Source organism: Blattabacterium cuenoti (assembly GCF_014251575.1).
In the GTDB taxonomy this organism is placed as follows: Bacteria; Bacteroidota; Bacteroidia; order Flavobacteriales; family Blattabacteriaceae; genus Blattabacterium; species Blattabacterium cuenoti_N.
Genome location: NZ_CP059191.1, coordinates 279,099 through 299,789, shown reverse-complemented (window position 1 = coordinate 299,789; position 20,691 = coordinate 279,099). Strand labels below are relative to the sequence as shown.

At 27.3% G+C, this 20,691-nt stretch carries 19 protein-coding genes, 2 tRNA genes and 1 pseudogene; 10 read left to right on the top strand and 12 right to left on the bottom strand.

Annotated elements, in window-relative coordinates:
• Positions 1–67: 67 nt before the first annotated feature.
• Positions 68–1,258 (top strand): pyridoxal phosphate-dependent aminotransferase, encoded by a 1,191-nt coding sequence (locus H0H67_RS01440; RefSeq protein WP_185859563.1) that lies wholly within the window; start codon positions 68–70, stop codon positions 1,256–1,258.
• A 7-nt stretch (positions 1,259–1,265) separates the two neighbouring features.
• Here H0H67_RS01440 and H0H67_RS01435 read toward each other — a convergent pair.
• From H0H67_RS01435 to H0H67_RS01420, 4 genes and pseudogenes are all read right to left on the bottom strand, one after another.
• Positions 1,266–1,340 (bottom strand) — tRNA-His (locus tag H0H67_RS01435).
• 21 nt (positions 1,341–1,361) lie between these two features.
• A pseudogene (locus H0H67_RS01430) lies at positions 1,362–2,430 on the bottom strand (diphosphomevalonate/mevalonate 3,5-bisphosphate decarboxylase family protein).
• Between the two features lie 7 nt (positions 2,431–2,437).
• Positions 2,438–3,838 carry a dicarboxylate/amino acid:cation symporter gene (locus H0H67_RS01425; protein ID WP_185859562.1) on the bottom strand — a complete coding sequence of 467 codons (1,401 nt, stop codon included), beginning with the start codon at positions 3,836–3,838 and terminating at the stop codon, positions 2,438–2,440.
• A 54-nt stretch (positions 3,839–3,892) separates the two neighbouring features.
• Positions 3,893–3,963 (bottom strand) — tRNA-Gln (locus tag H0H67_RS01420).
• Between the two features lie 89 nt (positions 3,964–4,052).
• Here H0H67_RS01420 and rpsP point away from each other — a divergent pair.
• Positions 4,053–4,391 carry a 30S ribosomal protein S16 gene (gene rpsP / locus H0H67_RS01415; RefSeq protein WP_185859561.1) on the top strand — a complete coding sequence of 113 codons (339 nt, stop codon included), beginning with the start codon at positions 4,053–4,055 and terminating at the stop codon, positions 4,389–4,391.
• On the opposite strand, the gene truB is transcribed toward rpsP, so the two are convergent.
• Genes truB through gyrB form a run of 3 tightly spaced genes read right to left on the bottom strand, consistent with a single transcriptional unit; the run spans position 4,332 to position 7,864 of the window.
• Positions 4,332–5,102, bottom strand: a complete 771-nt coding sequence (gene truB, locus H0H67_RS01410; protein ID WP_185859560.1) for a tRNA pseudouridine(55) synthase TruB — start codon at positions 5,100–5,102, stop codon at positions 4,332–4,334. The genes rpsP and truB overlap by 60 nt on opposite strands.
• Complete coding sequence (locus tag H0H67_RS01405) at positions 5,099–5,896, bottom strand: undecaprenyl-diphosphate phosphatase (RefSeq protein WP_185859559.1); 798 nt, start codon at positions 5,894–5,896, stop codon at positions 5,099–5,101. The genes truB and H0H67_RS01405 overlap by 4 nt, the downstream gene beginning before the upstream one ends.
• A 39-nt stretch (positions 5,897–5,935) precedes the next feature.
• Positions 5,936–7,864, bottom strand: a complete 1,929-nt coding sequence (gyrB, locus tag H0H67_RS01400; RefSeq protein ID WP_185859558.1) for a DNA topoisomerase (ATP-hydrolyzing) subunit B — start codon at positions 7,862–7,864, stop codon at positions 5,936–5,938.
• A gap of 89 nt (positions 7,865–7,953) precedes the next feature.
• Here gyrB and argH point away from each other — a divergent pair, with 89 nt between their 5' ends.
• Positions 7,954–9,342: an argininosuccinate lyase gene (argH, locus tag H0H67_RS01395; RefSeq protein WP_185859557.1), complete on the top strand. Its 1,389-nt coding sequence runs from the start codon at positions 7,954–7,956 to the stop codon at positions 9,340–9,342.
• On the opposite strand, the gene trmD is transcribed toward argH, so the two are convergent.
• Entirely contained in the window at positions 9,320–9,985 is a 666-nt protein-coding gene (trmD, locus tag H0H67_RS01390) for a tRNA (guanosine(37)-N1)-methyltransferase TrmD (RefSeq protein WP_185859556.1), read from the bottom strand. The genes argH and trmD overlap by 23 nt on opposite strands.
• An 86-nt stretch (positions 9,986–10,071) precedes the next feature.
• Here trmD and der point away from each other — a divergent pair, with 86 nt between their 5' ends.
• From der to H0H67_RS01375, 3 genes are all read left to right on the top strand, one after another.
• Positions 10,072–11,403 carry a ribosome biogenesis GTPase Der gene (gene der, locus H0H67_RS01385; RefSeq protein ID WP_185859555.1) on the top strand — a complete coding sequence of 444 codons (1,332 nt, stop codon included), beginning with the start codon at positions 10,072–10,074 and terminating at the stop codon, positions 11,401–11,403.
• A gap of 36 nt (positions 11,404–11,439) precedes the next feature.
• Positions 11,440–12,042 (top strand): Holliday junction branch migration protein RuvA, encoded by a 603-nt coding sequence (ruvA, locus tag H0H67_RS01380; RefSeq protein WP_185859554.1) that lies wholly within the window; start codon positions 11,440–11,442, stop codon positions 12,040–12,042.
• A gap of 84 nt (positions 12,043–12,126) precedes the next feature.
• Positions 12,127–14,427, top strand: a complete 2,301-nt coding sequence (locus tag H0H67_RS01375; protein ID WP_185859553.1) for an inorganic phosphate transporter — start codon at positions 12,127–12,129, stop codon at positions 14,425–14,427.
• 3 nt (positions 14,428–14,430) lie between these two features.
• Here H0H67_RS01375 and H0H67_RS01370 read toward each other — a convergent pair whose 3' ends face one another.
• Together H0H67_RS01370 and H0H67_RS01365 are read right to left on the bottom strand one after the other, a co-directional pair.
• Positions 14,431–15,405 (bottom strand): LuxE/PaaK family acyltransferase, encoded by a 975-nt coding sequence (locus H0H67_RS01370; protein ID WP_185859552.1) that lies wholly within the window; start codon positions 15,403–15,405, stop codon positions 14,431–14,433.
• Positions 15,402–15,914 (bottom strand): CvpA family protein, encoded by a 513-nt coding sequence (locus H0H67_RS01365; protein ID WP_185859551.1) that lies wholly within the window; start codon positions 15,912–15,914, stop codon positions 15,402–15,404. The genes H0H67_RS01370 and H0H67_RS01365 overlap by 4 nt, the downstream gene beginning before the upstream one ends.
• 10 nt (positions 15,915–15,924) lie before the next feature.
• Here H0H67_RS01365 and H0H67_RS01360 point away from each other — a divergent pair, with 10 nt between their 5' ends.
• A complete protein-coding gene (locus H0H67_RS01360; protein ID WP_185859550.1) occupies positions 15,925–16,287 on the top strand; it encodes a hypothetical protein in 363 nt (120 codons plus the stop codon).
• 2 nt (positions 16,288–16,289) lie between these two features.
• Positions 16,290–17,273: a phenylalanine--tRNA ligase subunit alpha gene (pheS, locus tag H0H67_RS01355; RefSeq protein ID WP_185859549.1), complete on the top strand. Its 984-nt coding sequence runs from the start codon at positions 16,290–16,292 to the stop codon at positions 17,271–17,273.
• On the opposite strand, the gene rlmB is transcribed toward pheS, so the two are convergent.
• A complete protein-coding gene (rlmB, locus tag H0H67_RS01350; protein ID WP_185859548.1) occupies positions 17,257–18,024 on the bottom strand; it encodes a 23S rRNA (guanosine(2251)-2'-O)-methyltransferase RlmB in 768 nt (255 codons plus the stop codon). The two genes, pheS and rlmB, sit on opposite strands and share 17 nt — an antisense overlap.
• A gap of 365 nt (positions 18,025–18,389) precedes the next feature.
• Positions 18,390–18,659: a YtxH domain-containing protein gene (locus tag H0H67_RS01345; protein WP_185859547.1), complete on the bottom strand. Its 270-nt coding sequence runs from the start codon at positions 18,657–18,659 to the stop codon at positions 18,390–18,392.
• Between the two features lie 87 nt (positions 18,660–18,746).
• Here H0H67_RS01345 and murB point away from each other — a divergent pair, with 87 nt between their 5' ends.
• Together murB and H0H67_RS01335 are read left to right on the top strand one after the other, a co-directional pair.
• Positions 18,747–19,772, top strand: a complete 1,026-nt coding sequence (gene murB / locus H0H67_RS01340) for a UDP-N-acetylmuramate dehydrogenase (protein ID WP_185859546.1) — start codon at positions 18,747–18,749, stop codon at positions 19,770–19,772.
• A 125-nt stretch (positions 19,773–19,897) separates the two neighbouring features.
• Positions 19,898–20,689: a purine-nucleoside phosphorylase gene (locus tag H0H67_RS01335; RefSeq protein WP_185859545.1), complete on the top strand. Its 792-nt coding sequence runs from the start codon at positions 19,898–19,900 to the stop codon at positions 20,687–20,689.
• Positions 20,690–20,691 lie beyond the last annotated feature (2 nt).

Here is a 20,691-nt window from a genome sequence, read left to right as displayed (position 1 = left end):
ATTAATGGATCAATAAATTTATAACCAAATTTATTTAGATTTGTAATCATTTCAAATTCTAATATCTATGAAAAATAGATTGTCTCATCGTTTGCAGAATATATCTTATTCGCAAACCATAGCTATGTCAGCTAAAGCCAGAGAATTAAAAAACAAAGGCTATGACATTATTAACTTAAGTTTGGGAGAACCAGATTTTTTGCCTCCTAATTTTGTTTTAGATGCTGCTAAACAAGCGATCGATGAAGGTTATCATTATTATACTCCTGTATCCGGATATTTAGAACTTAGAAAAGTAATATGCGAAAAATTATACCGTGATAATCATTTAAAATATACACCTTATCAAATTGTAGTTTCTACTGGAGCAAAACAAGCTATAATGAATGTTCTTTTATCTTTGCTGAATCAAAATGATGAAGTCATTATTCCCGCTCCTTATTGGGTTAGTTATTTACAAATGGTAAAATTATGTGAATCTTATCCTGTTGTAATCCAAACAACCATGAAAAACAATTTTAAGATTCATCCAAAACAGTTAGAAAAAGCAATAACGTCTAAAACTAAATTATTTATTTTCAGTACTCCTTGTAATCCTACAGGAAGTGTTTATTCTTATCAAGAATTAAGAGATTTAGCAGAAATTTTTAAAAAACATCCAAAAATCATGATTCTTTCTGATGAGATTTATGAACATATTTGTTACTCTGACGAACATGCTACTAGTATTGCTATATTTCCTGATATTTATAATCAAGTTATCACACTAAATGGACTCTCTAAGGCTTTTTCAATGACTGGTTGGAGAATTGGATATATCGGAGCTCCAGAATGGATTGCTCAATCTTGTGATAAAATACAGGGACAAATGACTTCTTGTGCTAATTCTATTGCACAGAGAGCAGCTATTGCTGCATTAAAAAACGATCCTAGTAAAATAGGATATATGATCAAAGAGTTTCAAAAAAGAAGAAACTTAGTTTTGGATCTGATCAAAGAAATTGATGGTTTTCAATTTAATAAACCAAATGGAGCTTTTTATATTTTTCCAAAAGTTTCAGATTTTTTTGGAAAAAAATTATATGGTAAAATGATTCAAAATGCAGATGATTTTTCTGAATTTTTACTTGAAAAAGCTCAAGTAGCTACCGTTAGTGGTAGTGCTTTTGGGAATCATGAATGTTTGCGTATTTCTTACGCTTCCTCAGAAGAAAAAATTATAGAAGCCTTCACAAGAATAAAAAAGGCATTAAATTAAAAAATTGGGTGGACGACCGGATTCGAACCGGCGACCCTCAGAACCACAATCTGATGCTCTAAACCAACTGAGCTACGTCCACCATATATAATAACAAATATAATTAATAACAAAAACTTTCTATAATTTTTTTACAATAAGAAAAAAGATCGCTATATATCCATTTTAGGATTAATTTTTTTTCTTGAATAGGGTATAAAAGATGAACATTTGCACCTGCATCTAATGTAAAATAGATATTTTTCTTGCTTTGTATTCTAAAATCCCATACAGTATAAAGAACGTTCAGAGTATTTGGTTTCATCCATAAAAAATAGGGACGAGATGTCATGATCATGGCATGAAGAGTCAAAGCTTCATGTTCTATCAATTCTCCAAATTCTTGAAAGTCTCCTATTTTTAATATGGATATAAGCCTATCCATATTTTGATTAGCACATTTAAGTTTTTCTCTAGCATAAGGATGGTTATTCATTAACTGATGCCCTTTTGAACTCAAAATATTTTTAGGTTCTTCATCTATTATTAAAATAGTATTTACCATTTTTGTAAAAATGGGGTGGACTTTATATGGATATGGAATAGCATAAAGATCATTACTTCCTTTTATGGATTGATGATATCCCCAGACAACAAGTCCAGGATAAATAGATCTACAAGCACTTCCGGAACCTAATCTGGCTAAAAAAGAAGCTTTTTTTAAAAAAAAATCTTCTTTTAAAGAAGAAACTAATTTTTTTTCTATTTCCATAATGCATAATGCTAAAGCACTCATAGAAGAAGCAGAAGAAGCTATTCCACTACTATGTGGAAAAGTATTATAGGTTTTGATAATAAAATTAAAATCTCGTAAATAAGAACAATAAAATGAAATTCTATGAAAAAACTCCAAAATCTTTGGAAGAAAACTAGTTTTTTCTTTTCCAGACAGAAAAACTCTTATGGAGAAATTTCTTTTTTTTTTTTTCTTTCAGATGATAAATTAATCGTGTTACCGTGTATACTCCTCCCAGTGAATAACTAATAGACGAATTCAACGGAATTTGAATTTTATTCTTATGCTTTCCCCAATATTTAATTAAAGCAATATTAGAATGACTTTTTCTTGTGACTACTCCATTTGGGTCTATAGAATATTTTTTTTTTCTATAAAAAAAACTGTTTTTTTTCAAAATTTAATTACAAATCACTTTGATTGACATAATCTAACATTTTTTTATCGTCCAATTCTCCCTCAGAACGAGCTATCACACAACTAGCTAATCCATTTCCTATCACATTGACTGTCGTGCGAGCCATGTCCATTAATTCATCTATGCCTATAATAGCTAATATAGGCCAAGTGGGTAATCCAAAAGAAGCAACAGTCGCTAAAAGAATAACTAAAGAAGCTCTAGGAACTCCTGCTACTCCTTTGCTAGTTAAAATCAAAGTCAAACCTATGAATATTTGTTGACTAAAACTCAAAGGAATACCAGATGCTTGTGCTACAAAAACAGTAGCTAAAGATAAATATAAAGTAGTCCCATCCAAATTGAAGCTATAACCTGTAGGAATCACAAAAGCAATAATTTTTCTGGGAACGCCTAATTTCTCTAAATTTTCCATAAGTAGAGGTAAGGCCGACTCTGAACTCGTAGTAGCAAACGCAAGTGATACAGGTTCAGTTAATGCTTTAATAAAACCTTTTAAAGGAACTTTAATCCATAAAAGAATAGGAAGTAAAACAACTATCAAAAAGATAAGTAAAGCAATATAAAGAGTCAACAATAACTGAAATAAATTATATAAAATATCCAACCCCATATGTCCTACTGTATAAGCTATAGCGGATCCTACTCCTATAGGAGCAAAATACATGATAATTTTAGTAAATTTAAACATGATTTCTGAAAGACTTTCTGCAAATAGTAATATAGGAGTTCGTTTTTTTTCTTCCAAAAAAACCATGGAAATTCCGAAAATAACAGAAAATACCACTATAGGTAATACATCTCCATGATATATAGATTTGATAAAATTTTCTGGAAATACATGAATAATAGTGTTTTGCCAAGTTCTACTTTCTACTTTTGGCAATTGTTGTTCTGTGATTCCTTCGGGAATCACAATGCCTACTCCAGCTTGAGAGACATTAATAGCAATAAGACCAATGAATAAAGCTAAAGTTGTGACGACTTCAAAATATAATAGGGACTTCCATCCCATGCTGCCTAATTGTTTAATATTAGAATGACTTGCTATCCCAACTACTAAAGTTGAAAATAATATTGGAGCAATAATAGTTTTTATCAATCTCAAAAATATTTGAGATAAAAATCTTAGTTCTACAGCAATTTTTGGTAGATCTAATCCCATTTCTATTCCTATGATAATGGATAATAAGATCCAAGTAGTTAAATCTTTTTTCAGAAAGGCATACAATATGAAAATAGATATGACGAAGCATCTTAATATGCAAAGAGTCAATTTATCCAATCCTAAAAAAGATTTGAACAAATGAATCAATACATATGCTAAAACATTAAAAAAAGCTATTAATAAAATTTTTTCCTTTTTTACTTTCATTCCAATACTCATTTTGTAAAATTCAACATATCTCAAAAATAAAATTAAAAACTATACGGTCGGGAACAGACCCGTAGGGACTCGAACCCCAACTTACAGAACCAAAATCTGCTGTGCTACCGTTACACAACGGGTCTACGTGTAAATATATACCATTTTTTTTTCAAAAACATTATAATTATGCCTAAATTAAGGTTTTTTGGTTATTATTTAAATCCATAAAATTATGTCTGTGAAAATACGTTTAAAAAGAATAGGAAAAAAACATAAACCTATTTATCATATAGTTGTAGCTGATTCTCGTTCTCCACGAGATGGTAAATTTATTGAAAAACTAGGAACTTATAATCCTCATACGGATCCTCCTTCAACTGTATTAAAAATGGAAAACGCTGTATCCTGGTTAATGAAAGGGGCCCAACCTACCAACACGGTAAGATCCATTTTTTCTAAAAACGGTGTATTACTTAAAAAACATTTATTAGAAGGAGTTAGAAAAGGAGTTTTAACTGATGAAGAATGCCACAAAAGATTTCATGGATGGTACAAAAAATATAAAATTTAATAAGTAACATGGAAATTTTAATTTTTCTGAAAGATCTAAACCATAACAACTATTTATAGAAAAATTTCCTATACGTTCTCTTCTTAAAGAAAGTAGATAAGATCCGCTTCTGAGTGCTTTTCCAAAATCTTGAGCAATAGATCTAATGTAAGTTCCTTTTCCACATTCTATAAAAAATTTTATGTAGGGAATTCCTATTTTTAGGATATGAAATTGATAAATTTTGACACGTCTCGATTTCATCAAATTTATTTTTTCTCCTTTTCTAGCATATTCATAGAATCTTTTTCCTTTTCTTTTTAAGGCAGAAAAATAGGGAGGAAATTGATCCATTTCTCCTATAAATTTTTTTGATGTTTTTCTAATAAGTTGAGTAGTGATGTGCGAAGTGGAAGAAAAATTATATTCCTCTGTTTCTGAATCAAAAGATAAAGTTTCACAGCCTAATTTGATAATCCCTGTATAAGTTTTTTTATAATTTTGAATATCATCTACTTTTTTAGTATATTTTCCTGTTAGAACAATTAATAAACCTGTAGCAAGAGGATCTAAAGTTCCTGCGTGTCCTATTTTTAAATTTGCTTTTTTTGTAGGAGTATTCGTGAGAATATAACTTTTAATTTTTTTCACAATTTCAAAAGAAGTCCATCCCCACGGTTTATCTATTAACAACATTTTTCCATTTTGAAATTCTAATAAATTTTTGATCAAAATTTTCCAATAGGTTTAATCAAATAATGTATAACAAGAAAAAAAATCCCTAAAATGATTCTATAGTATCCGAATAATCTGAAATTATTTTTTTTCAAATATTTCATAAAACATTTGATAACTATCATTCCAGTTATGAAAGCTACTATGTTTCCTAAAAATAATAATTCTATCTCTTTAAATGTAAAAGAATTTAATTGAAAATAATAGTCGAATAATTTTTTACATGTAGCAATTCCAATAACAGGAACAGATAAAAAGAAAGAGAATTCAATAGCTTTTTTTCTATTAACATTTTGTAGCATACAAGCAACAATGGTTGTTGCACTTCTAGATACTCCTGGAATCAAAGCTATACATTGAAATAATCCAATAGTTAAAGCTTTGAAATAAGTAATTCTGTTCTTTTTATTAGGGTAATTTTTTTCATAAAAATTTTCTGATTTCAAAATGACTAATCCTCCTATAAAAAGAGATAGAGCAACGATCAGTGGATCCCCTAATAAAAAATTTGTTTTTTTGGAATAAAAAAAACCAAAAATCCCTACAGGAAAACTAGCTAAAAAAATTTTTAGATAAAAATCCCATTTTTGAAAAAAAAATTTTTTTCTATACAAAAAAACTACTGATAAAATTGCTCCAATCTGAACAGATACAAGAAATAAATTTGTTATTTTATATTCTAGTATTCCCATAATAGAAGCTGCAAGGATCATATGTCCTGTAGAAGAAATAGGTAAAAACTCTGTAATTCCTTCAATAATCCCTAACAGGATTGATTGAATATAATTCATGATGGAATGTGATGTATTGAATTGAATAAAACTAGAATACTATACATCAATTTTTGCATGTATTGCATTTTTTTCTATGAAATTTCTACGTGGCGGAACTTCATCTCCCATAAGAATGGAAAATATTTTGTCTGCTTCCGAATGATTTTCTATATTTACTTTGCGTAGAGTTCTCTTTTTGGGGTTCATAGTCGTTTCCCAAAGCTGTTCCGCATTCATCTCTCCTAATCCTTTGTAACGTTGTATATTAACAGTTTTTCTTCCTCCTAATTGATTGAGTATATTTTCTCTTTCTTGATCACTCCAAGCATATTGATGATGATTTCCTTTTCTGATTAAATAAAGTGGAGGTGTTGCAATATAAATATGTCCTTTTTCTATTAATGGTTTCATATAACGAAAGAACAATGTTAAAATCAAAGTAGAAATATGACTTCCATCTATATCCGCATCTGTCATAATAATAATTTTATTGTATCTCAGTTTTTTTACATTTAAAATTTCTTGATCTTCTTCTGTTCCAATAGAGACTCCTAAAGAAGTAAATATATTTTTTATTTCCTCATTTTCAAATATTTTATACTGCATAGCTTTTTCAACATTTAAGATTTTACCTCGCAAAGGTAAAATAGCTTGAAAATTTCTGTCTCTACCTTGTTTAGCTGTTCCTCCAGCAGAATCTCCTTCAACCAAATAGATTTCACAGCTTTCTGGATTATTGAAAGAACAATCTGCTAATTTTCCAGGTAAAATACTATTATTGATGGGATTCTTTTTTTGTATTAATTCACGAGCTTTTTTAGCGGCTTGACGTGCTTTAGCTGCTAGAATGACTTTATCAATAATCTTTTTTCTATCACTAGGATGTTCTTCTAAATAACTGTTCAACATTTCCCCTACAATTTTATCTACAATTCCTCCCACTTCGTGATTACTTAATTTGGTCTTAGTTTGTCCTTCAAACTGAGGTTCCATTACCCTAACAGATATAATAGCTGTAATTCCTTCCCTAAAATCATCTCCAGTTAACTCGACTTTATCTTTATTGGATAAAATTCCATATCCATCAGAATATTTTTTTAACGTTCTTGTTAGTGCTCTTCGAAATCCAGAAAGATGAGTTCCTCCTTCATAAGTATTGATATTGTTAACATAAGAATAAATTTTTTCTTTAAAAGAAGTATTGTACTGCATTGCAACTTCTACAATTGTATTATCTTTTTCTCCTTCAATAAAAATGACATTTTTTGTTAAAGATTCTTGATTTTTATCTAAAATAGGAAGATATTCTTTTAATCCATTTTTAGAAAAAAAATATTCTTTGATGTTCTCTCTTTCATCTTTTAAAAATAAGGACAGTCCTTTATTTAAAAAAGATAATTCTTTCAATCGATTGGCTAAAATTTCATAATTATATGTAATGGAATTAAAAATAGAATGATCAGCAAGATAATGAATTTTTGTTCCTTGCATATTGGCTTTTCCTAAACATTTTACAGGATAAAGGGCTTTTCCTTTTAAATACTCTTGTTGATAAATTTTTCCGTTCCGATAAATTGTGACTATAAGTTTTTTAGATAGAGCATTGACACAGGAAATTCCTACCCCGTGTAATCCTCCAGAAACTTTATAAGAATTTTTATCAAATTTACCACCTGCACCAATTTTAGTCATAACTACTTCAAGAGCAGATTTTCCTTCTTTTTTATGAATGTCTATTGGAATTCCACGACCATTGTCAAGTACGGTAATAAATCCATTTTTGTGAATTGTCACCCATATTTTATTGCAAAAACCTGCTAAAGCTTCATCGACTGAATTATCTATCACTTCGTAGACTAAATGATGAAGCCCTCTAGTTCCTATGTCTCCAATATACATAGAAGGTCTTAGTCTGATATGTTCTATTCCTTCAAGAGATTGAATACTATCTGCTGTATAATTTTTTATAGTATTATGTTTACTCATAATCCATGAATTTTATTAGAAATTTTCCTTATTTCCATAAAAATTTATAGTTTTATCTTCGATCAAAGATAGAATAAAAATGTTTTTGCGTGAAAATTTGGGAGAAAAAGACTAATTTTAGTTTTGATAAAAAAATAGAAAATTTTACTTCAGGGAAGGATTCTAAAATAGATTTACTTTTAGCTCCGCATGATGTTATAGGAACTATAGCTCATATCATTATGTTGAAAAGTATTGGATTATTAAATCAAAAAGATTTAAAAATTTTGATTAAGGAGTTACGTCACATTTATGTTCACGAAATATTAAAAAATAATTTTAGAATAGATGAAGGAATAGAAGATATTCATTCTCAAATAGAGTTTTTATTAACAAATCGTTTAGGAAACGTAGGGAAAAAAATACATAGTGGGCGATCCAGAAATGATCAAATATTGGTAGATTTGAAACTTTTTGTTCGCACAGAAATCAAAGAAATAGTTTTGATCACTTATTCTTTTTTTGATTTGTTATTAAAATTAAGTGAAAAACATAAAAATACATTAATGCCTGGTTATACTCATTATCAAATAGCTATGCCTTCTTCTTTTGGACTTTGGTTCGCTGCATATGCAGAAAGTTTAATAGATGATTTGCTATTAATTCGCACAGCATATCGTATTGTCAACAAAAACCCTTTAGGATCCGCTGCTGGTTATGGATCTTCTTTACCTTTAAATAGAAAAATGACAACGGACTTATTGGGATTTGAAAGTTTAAATTACAATGTAATATATGCTCAAATGGGACGTGGTAAAATGGAAAGAATAGTTTCAGAATCTATTGCTTCTTTAGCAAGAACTTTAAGTAAAATGGCACAAGATATTTGCTTATATTTAAGTCAAAATTTCAATTTCATTAGTTTTCCTGATCATCTGACTACCGGATCTAGCATCATGCCTCATAAAAAAAACCCAGATGTTTTTGAGATGATACGAGCTAAATGTAATAGAATGACTTCATTGCCTAATGAAATTTCTTTGATTACTTCTAATTTTTGCTCTGGATATCATAGAGATTTTCAAATCATTAAAGAAAGATTTATTCCTATTTTTGAAGAAATAAAAAAATGTTTTTCTATGTTTAAGTATATGTTGAATCATATCATAGTGAGAAAGGACATTCTTAAGGAAGAGAAGTATAAATACTTGTTCAGTGTAGAAGTAGTTAACAAACTTGTTGTTGAAGAAGGATATTCTTTTAGAGAAGCTTATCAAAAAATCGGTTTAGATATCCAAAATGGATGTTTTAAACCCTTAACAAAGGGTTTTTATTCTCATGAAGGAAGCATAGGAAATTTATGTAACACGAGAATTAGAAATTTGATGCAAAATGTGATCAAAGAATTTGATTTTGATCAACTTGACAAAGTTATAAAACGTTTGATTTATAGCAAAATTCATTTTGATGGATCTTCTAAGAATCCAATTTTCGTTTAATTTGCATGGATTTTTGATAAAACCAATCTTTTATTTTTTTATGATGTCCAGATAAAAGAATTTCTGGAACAGACCATCCTTTATAAACGACTGGACGAGTATAAATGGGAGGAGCTATTAAGGATTCTTTTTGAAAAGAATCCGTAAGAATGGAATCTTTATTTTGTATAACACCAGGTAATAATCTAACTACAGATTCTATTACAACAGCCGCTGCTAGTTCTCCTCCAGATAAGATGTAGTTTCCAATAGATATCTCTCTGGAAATCAAATAATCGCGAATTCTCTGATCAATTCCTTTATAACGTCCACAAAGAATGATAATATTTTTTTTACCAGTTAAAGTTCTCGCATATTTTTGTGAAAATAACTTTCCATCAGGAGTCATAAAAATTTTTTCATCATAATTTCGTTCTGATAACAATTTTGAAAAACATTGATATACAGGTTCTATTCGAATAACCATTCCGGATCCACCTCCATAAGGATAATCGTCTACTTTTTTCCGCTTACCTAAACCATATTTACGTAAATCATGAACATAAATATCAATCAATCCTTTATTGATTGCTCTTTTAATAATAGAATTGGAAAAAGGGCTATGAAGAATTTCAGGAACTAAGCTAACAATATCTATACGCATTATTTTTTTTAGTAATATACACTTTGACTAAGAATCTAGGAATGAAACTAATGAAAAAATTCTACCTTTGTGAATAATTTATCAAAATGAATTATATCGTATCTATAGTAGGACGTCCAAATGTCGGAAAATCTACTTTTTTTAATCGTCTTGTAGGAAGAAAACAAGCTATTGTTCATATGACAAGTGGAGTCACAAGAGATCGAATTTTTGGGGATTCAGAATGGAATGGAATAAAATTTTCTGTGGTGGATACAGGTGGGTTTAGTTTTACGATTTCAAAAAATGATGTACTTGAAAAAGAAATAAAAAATCAAATTTTCATGGCCATCAAAGAAGCTGATGTGATTTTATTTTTGGTAGATATAATGGGTATATTCGACACGGATAGAGAAATAGCTAAAATACTCAGAAAATGTCATAAAATCACTTTATTAGTAGTGAATAAAGTAGATAACGGAAAATTCATATATTCTGATACAGATTTTTTTCGTTTAGGATTTGTAAACTATTACTATATATCAGCTATAAATGGAAGTGGAACGGGAGAATTACTAGATAAATTAGTAGAAATCTTCAAAGAAAAATTCGTTGAAAGAAAAGAAAAAATCGCAGAAAAAGAATTTCTTCCTCGTTTCTCTGTGGTAGGACGTCCAAATGTCGGAAAATCTACTTTGATTAACTCTTTTCTAGATAAAAATCATCATATTGTAACTAACATTTCTGGTACGACTAGAGATAGTCTAGATGTTTTCTACAAAAAATGGGGATATGAATGTATTTTAGTTGATACTCCTGGAGTAAGAAAAAAATCAAAAATAAGAGAAAACATTGAATTTTATTCTTCTATGAGAACGGTAAAAACGATAGAATACACTGATGTTTGTCTTTTAATGGTAGACGCGTCTCGTGGATGGGAAAAACAGGATATGAATATTTTTAGATTAGTGAAAAAGTATCATAAAGGTATTATAATTCTTATTAACAAATGGGATTTATTTCATAATAAAAATTATTCTATGCAAAAAAATTACGAATTATTGATTCGAAAAAAAATATCTCCATTTGATAATGTTCCCATTTTATTTATATCTGCTAAAAATAAAGATGGAATCTTTCATATTATTCCCACAGCTGATCAGATTTTAAAATCCCGTAAAAACAGATTAAAAACGAATATTTTAAATAAAATTATGTTACCAATTTTGAAAAAAAATCCTCCTCCTTCTAAGAAAAAAAAGAAATTAATAACTATAAAATATTGTACTCAGCTGCCCTCATGCACGCCAATATTTATTTTTTTTTCTAATTTTCCTCAATATATAAAAGAATCTTATAAAAGATTTGTTGAAAATCAAATTCGTTATCACTTTGATTTTAGAGGAGTCCCCATACAAATTTTCTTTAGAAAAAAATAATTTTTTAGGATTTATTATCTACTTTTTTAGAATACTGTGATAACACGTTTAAGAGGAAAGTTAATAGAAAAAAATCAATCTTATTTAATAATAGATTGTCATGGAGTAGGATATCATATTCATATCTCGTCATATACCTATTCTTCTTTGTTAGAAGAAGAAGGAAAAGATATATGTATACATACTTATCTTTTTATCAAAGAAAATAAACATATTTTGTATGGTTTTTTTGACAAAATAGAAAGAAAAATATTTTCTTATTTGATATCCGTGAATGGAATAGGTCCAAGTTCTGCTATCATGTTATTATCTTCTCTTACTCCATATGAAATCAAAGAATCTATATATAAAGAAGATATAAAAGTATTTGAAAAAGTAAAAGGAATTGGTACAAAAACAGCTCAAAGAATTATTATTGAACTAAAAGATAAATTAACTAAAGAAATTATTCCTAAAAAAGGAAAAAACGTAAAATTTTTGGAAAATACACCTTATTTAATCAAAAAAGAAGCTTTAAGCGCTTTGAGTGTACTTGGATTTTCTCCTCAAAAATCTAAAAAGGTTTTGGATAATATTTTGAATGAACATCCAGAATTTTCTGTAGAAAATCTCATTAAAGAATCTTTGAAAAAATTATAAAAATGATTTCCGATTTATAAAAAAACAAACCTTAAAAATAATATACTTTTGCTTTTTTTGTGAATTCAATTCAATAATACCTATATGAAATTTTTTTATCCATCAATTATAGTGGTTCTTTTTTTATTATCCATATTTGATCTGATTGTTGGTTTAATTAATGATGCCGTTAATTTTCTCAATTCCGCTATTGGATCTCAAGTATCTTCTCGTAGAACTATCATGATTTTTGCTAGCTTAGGTATTTTATTAGGAGCCTTTTTATCTAGCGGAATGATGGAAGTAGCAAGAAAAGGAGTTTTTGATCCTTCCTATTTTTATTTTTCAGATATTATTTTTATTTTTTTAGCGGTTATGATATCCGATATTATTTTACTGGATATTTTTAACACTTTAGGATTACCCACTTCTACTACAGTATCTATGGTTTTTTGTTTATTAGGTGGAGCTTTCAGTATAGCAATGGTTAAAATGAGTTCTCCATTAAATAATGAGCCCTTTCATCATTTAACTCTATACATTAAAGCAGAAAAAACATTAACTATTAGTATAGGTATTTTTTTATCTATTATAATTTCTTTTACTTCTGGTGCTTTCATTCACTATTTCATTCGTTCTTTATTTAGTTTTGAATATGAGAGCAAATTAAAATATGCAGGAGTAATATGGACAGCTGTTTCATTGAGCAGTATGACTTATTTTCTTATTGTTAAAGGATTGCATAGTACATTACAAGGATTTCTTAATGATAATTATTTAACAGGATTTTCCTTATTCATTCAACATTTTATAAAATGGATTCACCATAATTTTTTTGTTTTTTTGCTTATATTATTTTCAACATGGACAATCGTAGCAAAAATATTTGTTTCTTTAGGATACAACATATTAAAATTTGTCGTATTATATGGAACTTTTTCTTTGGCTATGGCTTTTGCAGGAAATGATTTAGTCAATTTTATCGGAATCCCTATAGCTGGAATACAGTCTTATAATATATGGAAAGAAGCGGGAAGTCCTCCTGCTGAAAAATTCAATATGAAAAGTTTATCTGGAAATGTACAGGTCCCATCTTTGGTTTTGATTTTTGCAGGAATGATTATGATATTAACTCTTTGGTTTTCCAAAAAAACAAAAAACATCACTAGCACAGAGATTAATTTAAGTAGACAAAATGAAGGTCCAGAGAAATTTTTATCCAATTCTTTTTCTCGAGGAATTGTTAGATTTTTTTTATGTTTCGGAAATTATTTTTTTAAATTCTTTCCGAAAAGACTTTTGGTGAAAATAGAAAAAAATTTTAAACAAAAAAAAACACAAAAAGAAGAAAGCGTAGCTTTTGACCTAGTTAGAGCTTCTGCTAATTTAACTATATCTAGCATATTGATATCTATAGCTACGGTTCAAAAATTACCACTATCTACTACTTTCGTTACTTTTATGGTCTCTATGGGGACTTCTCTTTCAGATAGAGCTTGGGATCGAGAAAGTGCTGTTTATAGAGTTTCAGGAGTGTTAAAAGTTATAAGAGGATGGTTTTTAACAGGATTAATCGCTTTCACAATGGCAGGAGTAACGGCTGCTTTTTTATACTTTTTTAAAGCATGGGCTTTATCCTCTCTTATTTTTTTAATTATATTTGTTTTTTACAAAAGTTATAAAAAATATCATAAAAAAATAAAAGAAGAAAAACCGTTTTTTGATATTATAGTAAATCTTACTTTAGAAACCACCTTAAACAAAACCTTTGATATTCTTAAACCTATACTTGAATATATAGAAGTAATTTATAAAAATAGTATAGAAGGAATTACTCAAGAAAATTTAAAAACTCTTCAATCTAGTAGAAATTCTTTTTTAAAAGTAAAAGAAAATTTTACAAAAATACAGAATTCTTTAACTCAAGTGATTCAAAAAACGAAAAAAAGTGAACCTATTGCTGGAATTCTTTATCTACATATATATAATAAAACTAAAGAAATTATTGAATCCTCAGATATGATTACTAATCATACATTATTTCATGTGATAAATAGCCATAAACCTTTAAAATATCAACAAAAGAAAAATTTGTTAATACTTGAAGATCTTATGATTGAACATTTTAACATCATAAAAAAAATAACAATAGATAAAAATTGTAAAAAAATACAATTTCCTTGTCCGATCCAAAATAAAATTCTAAAAAAAATAGAAGAACAAATGAATCAACAGGTTATGGGAATTATTTATAAAAAATATGGAACAAAAAACACTTTTTTGATGCTGGATATTCTTTTGCAATCAAAAAAAATAACAGAAAATATAGAAAATATCATACTATTGTATCACAATGCTTTATCTCATATATCATCAAAAAAAGACGCCTCTTTTCTAGCTTTCTAAGGGTCAAATGGTCATTATGTTGCATCCTCGTATGTCTGAAAAATCCATTCTTCCTAAGACTTCAAATTCATAGTCATTTATTTTTTTTCCTAAATCTTCGGTAGAAATAAAAGGACAAGATAAGTAATTCGATAAATCTATAATATCAATACCTCCTATTTTATTATTATCTATATGAATAAAAGGATCTTCAGGATCTCTGATATATATTTTCATCCAAGGAGGACATCGAAATACACCGTTTTTTTCTGCATATGCTTGAGAAAGCAATTCTGTCATTCCATATTCAGAGTGAATTTCCTTTACACAAAAAAATTTTTTTAAAATATTGTGTAATTCTTCTCTAATGATTTCTTTTCTTTTTCCTTTCATTCCTCCTGTTTCCATAATGATCACGTTTTTTTTATATCCATTTTTTTCCATATTTTCTATAAAATCTAATAAAGAGAAACTAAGTCCAAAAATTAAAACATTTTTTTGATCAGGTATAATCCAATTTTTATCCTTGTAATTGGAATAGGAAAAAACAATATCACTTCCATTTTGAATGGTTTCTTGGATCAAATATTTTATCATATAAATTAAAGAAGAATCCTTTCTATCAGTAGGAAAAAATCCTAAAAATTTAAATTTTTCTATTGGACCATAAAAAAATTCAAATCCTTTTCTAATACTGTTAATGTAAACACTTAAATCTGCTACATAATGTTTACTTTTTATTCCTGTCGTTCCGCTACTAGTGAAAAGAACATCTGGAATGCTCCTTTTACTGCTCCAAATAAAATGTGTTTTAAAAAAAGAAATAGGTAGAAAAGGAATTTCAGAAATATTTTTTATTTTCAATGGATCTATTTTTAATGATTGAAGATAGTTTTTATAAATTTTATTATTATCAATTTGATAATGAAATATATCCAACGTTAAATTTTCAAATTCATTTTGAGATGATACCGAAAAAATCTTCTTTTTAAAGTTCATTTAGAAAATAAAATTTGTAAATAAAAATATAATTCTTTCAATTTATTAAACAAATATCCTTTTCTCGAGAAAAAAAATTGAAATTCTTTTTCAAAAGAATTTTGAAAAAAACTATAAGGAATTATATCTACTTTTTGATTTGCTTCTTTTAGAAAAAAAAGACATATTGAAATATAAAAAAAATATTTAATCATGCCTAATATTCCACCACACAATCTATCCACAGGTTTCATCCATGTGATCATCATAATAAATTCTATAATTTTTTTAGCTAGAAAAGCTAAAAAAATTATAGAAAGAAAAGAAAAAATTATAGAAGAAATTCCAAAAAAATAGGATTTTTTACTTACTAAATTGACTTTTTTGACTAAATCAAATACATAGGCCCCTTTATAAATAAAAATGATAAATATCATGAATACAAAAAATTGAGAGATTAAACCTTTTTGATAACCTTGATATCCTCCATATAAAACTAAAATTATAATAATTATATCTGATGCTAACATAACAAGTAAAATGAAAAAAAAATTTATGCAAAAATTTCATATAAATTGGAATAAAGTAATGTTATACATACGAAATCATTTTTCTATAGAAGGAAAAATTGATATCATTGGAATTATTTACTTAATAGGAATTCAAGAGCTGGGCAAAGGTAAAAATAGATTTTTAAATAGGGAAGATAAAATCAATATTTTACATATCGCAATATGTAGAATACTAGAACCTTTTGGGTATTATTCGTTTCTTGGAAGAGATAAGGAAGGATGGCCTCATTATGTGTTAAAAACAAAAATTCCTTTTAATCAGGAAGAACAATTGTTTTTAATTCAAAAAGCTATCATTCGTTATATGAGTGAAGAAAATATTATTGAATAAATATGGATCAAAAAATAGATCAAATCAAAGAAAAAATAAAATGTTTTCATATTAAAACATATGATGATTTAGAAACATTTAGAATCCAATTTTTAGGAAAAAAAAGAGGTATCATAACAATCTTATTCAAAGAATTAAAAAAAATATCCATCCATAAAAGAAAAATTTATGGAAAAATTATTAATGAATTAAAAAAAGAAGTTCAAGAAAAAATTTTTCGCTACCAATCCAAAAATAACATTCAAAATGAAAAAATACTCAAGTACGATCCTACTATACCTGGAAAGTCTATAGAAATAGGATCTATACATCCCCTATCTATGATAAAAAATAGAATGATAGATATTTTTCTAAAAATTGGATTCATTTATGTAGATGGACCTGAAATAGAGGATGATTGGCATAACTTTACTGCTTTAAATATTCCGATAGATCATCCATCTAGAGATATGCAAGATACATTTTTTTTGTGCAAAAATCCAGATATTTTGTTACGTACACATACTTCATCTGTACAAATACGATATATGAAAAAACATCATCCGCCTTTTCGTGTTTTATCTGTAGGAAAAGTATATAGAAATGAAACCATTTCATCACGTTCAAATTTCATGTTTCATCAAGCAGAAGGATTTTATATAGATAAAAAAGTTTCCTTTTCCGATTTAAAACAAACGATTCATTATTTAATAACTTCTCTTTTTGGAAAAGAAAAAATCCGGTTTCGTCCTTCTTATTTTCCATTTACAGAACCTAGTGCTGAAGTAGATATATATTGTAATAGTGAATGGTTAGAAATTATGGGTTGTGGAATGATAGACCCCAAAGTTTTGAAAAATGTAGATATTGATCCAGAAATTTATTCCGGATTTGCTTTTGGAGTAGGTATAGAACGTTTAGCTTTAATGATTTATCATATGAAAGATATTAGAATTTATTTTGATAATGATATCCGTTTTTTAAGACAATTTAAAAGTGAGTTTTAGACTGAAATTTTCTTTGTCGGAAAACTTCATATAAAATAACTCCACAAGCCACAGATACATTTAAAGAAGAAATTCCTTTCATTGTTGGAATTTTTGCTTTTTCGCAGGATATTTCTAAATATTTAGGAGAAATTCCTTTTTCTTCGTTTCCTAGTATTAAAGCTGTTGGACCTGAAAAATCAATATTGTACCAATAAATATTAGATTTTTCTGTAGCGGAAACAATTTTTAGTCCATAGTTCATTAAAAACTCTATAGTATTCTTTATATTTTTTTCTTGACATATTGGAACTTTAAATAAAGCACCTGAAGAAGTTTTGATAGAATCAGATCCAATCATTGCTGTATATTTTTTTGGAATAATAATAGCATCTGCTCCTGCGCATGCAGCAGTACGTATTATAGATCCAAAATTTCGTACATCTGTAATACGATCTAAAATGACCAAAAGTGGGTTTATCCCTTTTTCATAAAATATAGGAAGCAAATCTTCTATTTGATAAGTTTCTATAGGAGAAAGAATAGCGAAAACTCCTTGATGATTTTTACTTTTGAATTGATAAAATTTTTGTTTCGGAACAGTTTGAATTGGAATATTTTCTTTTTTAGAAAGACTTATTAATTTTTTGTAAGCATTTGATCCTTTTTTCAATCCTCTTTGAAAAAAAAGCTTACTAATAGTTTTTTTAGATCGAATAGCTTCTATCAATGGATGTATTCCATAAACAATTTCTAATTCTAATTTATTCATAGACAAGAATTCTAATTTTTTTGATTTTTATCAAAAATTCTAAAAATAGATTTTCTTAATAAATTTTTGATAAAAAATCGTGGAATATTTCTACAGAAAAAAAAGATAAAAAGGAAAAGAAAAAAATACAAAATAGTTAGAAGTCCAAATCCAATTACATAATTTTCGAAATAAAAGGAAAGAAAAAAACATAAAGAAAGACTTCCTAAAAAAAAAATAATAATACAAAATATTAACAAAAAAAAACTCAGAAAAATTTCTGTCATGATGTAAATCAATATTCTAACAACTTCATTCTTTAAAATACACCATTTTTTATGGATAAAATTTCTAATAAAAATGAACATAAAAAAATAAAAAACTTCTTAAGTTCCCAATTCATCTTCTACTTGATCCATTTTTTCTTTCTCTATTTTATTTTTTTTCCACCTTGCTTCAAAATCGGATTTAATCCGATGTACTTTTTGACCAATTTTTTTGCTAATTTCCTGCAAATTATCTCTTAATTCTTCTGTTTTTTTTCCTAGTATATTTTTTATTTTTTCCTCTTTTCTTGGAGCTAACAGAATTCCCATTATTAAACCAGCCATGGTTCCTAGAATAACTCCCCAAAAAAAACTTCCTCCTCTTTTCATAAAGAATAACAATTTTATATTTTTACGGATAAATTTAATCAATTTACGCACAAAATTGTATTTGTGTATTTATGAAATATTTTTCACATGTTAATTAAAAAAAATTTTTCTCTCAAAAAATTTAATACATTTGGAATAAATGTTTATGCTCGTTATTTTGTAGAAGTGAAAAGTATAGAAGAAATTCAAAAAATTTTTGATATATATCCATCCATTCCAAAACTTTTCTTGGGAAATGGAAGTAATATTCTTTTTTTAAAAAATTATTATCCAGGATTAGTCATGAAAATGGGAATAAAAGGAAAAAAGGTGATCCAGGAAAATGATTATAAAGTCATTGTTCAAGCTTTTGCTGGAGAAAATTGGAATGAATTTGTCAAATGGACCATAAAAAAAGGATTTAGCGGTTTAGAAAATTTATCATTTATTCCTGGTACTGTTGGGGCTGCACCTATTCAAAATATTGGAGCATATGGAGCAGAAGTCAAAGATACTTTACTCAAAGTACAAGTATATGAAACGGATCATCAAAAAATAAGAGAATTTACACGTGAAGAATGTCAACTACAATACCGTTCTTCTTTTTTCAAGCATCCTCATTGCAGAAATAAGTTTATAATTTTATCTGTTTTTTTTCTTTTAAGAAAAAAATATAAAAAATTGAACACATCCTATGTGGAAATTCAAAAGGAATTAGAAAATATGAATATTAAAGAACCTACTATTCACGATTTAAGTAAGGCAATTTTTAATATTAGACATCGTAAACTTCCAAATCCAAAAAAAATTGGAAATGCTGGTAGTTTTTTTATGAATCCTATAGTAAGTATTTTGGATTTTAAAAAACTAAAATATAAATATCCCGCTATTATTGGTTATTATGATATTTCTAATGATAAAATCAAACTATCTGCTAGCTCATTAATTGAAAACACAGGATGGAAAGAAATAAAAATTGGAAATGTAGGAGTATATGAGAAACAACCTATAATTTTGGTAAACTATGGAAAGGCTAGTGGAATGGATATATATTATTTTTCAGAAAAAATAAAGAAAGACATAAAAAAAAAATTTAGTATTCCTTTATCAAGAGAAGTAAATATTATACGATAAGTAAAAAATGAATCAAATGATAAAAAAATACATGAAACAATTTTACCTTTTTTTTATTTTCATTTCCACTTTTCAAGGAATGCTGGTTTTTTCCGTTCCATATAATTTGATAAAAACTTGAATTTATGTCAATTATTTTAGAAAAATCAAAACAATACATACAAAACAAAATCAAAGAAAAACCTGATTTTGGAATTTTATTATTAGGAAGTCAGTTTGATAAACTGATAGAGGAAATCCAAAATCCTATATGCATTTCTTATGAAGAAATACCCATTTTTTCGAAAAAAAAATTATATGGAAAATTTCTATTTGGTCAAATAGAAGGGAAGAATATAGTTTTTTTAATAGAACCTTTTTCTGAAGAAAATGGGACAAACTATTTTCCTATTGTTTTGTGTAAAAATATAGGAATCGATAAATTCATATTAATTAATATTTCTGGAGGGGTAAATCCAAATTACAAAATGGGAGATGTTATGTTGGTTAAAGATCATATAAATTTTTTTCCAGAAAATCCTAATATAAAGGATTTGATCAAAAATAGATTTTTTGAAATCACAGAAATATATGATAAAAATATGCTAGAAATTGCAGAAAATATAGCCATGAATCATAACATAATTATCCAGAAAGGAGTGTATGTAGCTTTTCCCTATTCTAATTATAAAACCTATGCAGAACATTCTATGATACGATCTATGGGTGGAGATAGTGTTGGAATGAATATAGTTACAGATGTGATCACTGCTAGATGTATGAATTTACGAGTATTCGCCATATCTATTATTGTGATGGGGGTATATGGACCTAAAATTCAGAATAATGCAGATTATAGGAATACATTTTTTCAAGAAACGGAAAAATCTATATCTATTCTAATATTAATAATAAAAGAATTTATAAAACTTTGTTGATA

Bases quoted from the DNA above. Each gene is read 5' to 3' on its own strand.
- H0H67_RS01440 (WP_185859563.1), top strand. From the start codon at position 68: ATGAAAAATAGATTGTCTCATCGTTTGCAGAATATATCTTATTCGCAA.
- H0H67_RS01425 (WP_185859562.1), bottom strand. From the start codon at position 3,838: ATGAGTATTGGAATGAAAGTAAAAAAGGAAAAAATTTTATTAATAGCT.
- rpsP (WP_185859561.1), top strand. From the start codon at position 4,053: ATGTCTGTGAAAATACGTTTAAAAAGAATAGGAAAAAAACATAAACCT.
- H0H67_RS01405 (WP_185859559.1), bottom strand. From the start codon at position 5,896: ATGAATTATATTCAATCAATCCTGTTAGGGATTATTGAAGGAATTACA.
- gyrB (WP_185859558.1), bottom strand. From the start codon at position 7,864: ATGAGTAAACATAATACTATAAAAAATTATACAGCAGATAGTATTCAA.
- trmD (WP_185859556.1), bottom strand. From the start codon at position 9,985: ATGCGTATAGATATTGTTAGCTTAGTTCCTGAAATTCTTCATAGCCCT.
- der (WP_185859555.1), top strand. From the start codon at position 10,072: ATGAATTATATCGTATCTATAGTAGGACGTCCAAATGTCGGAAAATCT.
- H0H67_RS01375 (WP_185859553.1), top strand. From the start codon at position 12,127: ATGAAATTTTTTTATCCATCAATTATAGTGGTTCTTTTTTTATTATCC.
- H0H67_RS01370 (WP_185859552.1), bottom strand. From the start codon at position 15,405: ATGAACTTTAAAAAGAAGATTTTTTCGGTATCATCTCAAAATGAATTT.
- H0H67_RS01365 (WP_185859551.1), bottom strand. From the start codon at position 15,914: ATGTTAGCATCAGATATAATTATTATAATTTTAGTTTTATATGGAGGA.
- H0H67_RS01360 (WP_185859550.1), top strand. From the start codon at position 15,925: ATGAAAAAAAAATTTATGCAAAAATTTCATATAAATTGGAATAAAGTA.
- pheS (WP_185859549.1), top strand. From the start codon at position 16,290: ATGGATCAAAAAATAGATCAAATCAAAGAAAAAATAAAATGTTTTCAT.
- rlmB (WP_185859548.1), bottom strand. From the start codon at position 18,024: ATGAATAAATTAGAATTAGAAATTGTTTATGGAATACATCCATTGATA.
- H0H67_RS01345 (WP_185859547.1), bottom strand. From the start codon at position 18,659: ATGAAAAGAGGAGGAAGTTTTTTTTGGGGAGTTATTCTAGGAACCATG.
- murB (WP_185859546.1), top strand. From the start codon at position 18,747: ATGTTAATTAAAAAAAATTTTTCTCTCAAAAAATTTAATACATTTGGA.
- H0H67_RS01335 (WP_185859545.1), top strand. From the start codon at position 19,898: ATGTCAATTATTTTAGAAAAATCAAAACAATACATACAAAACAAAATC.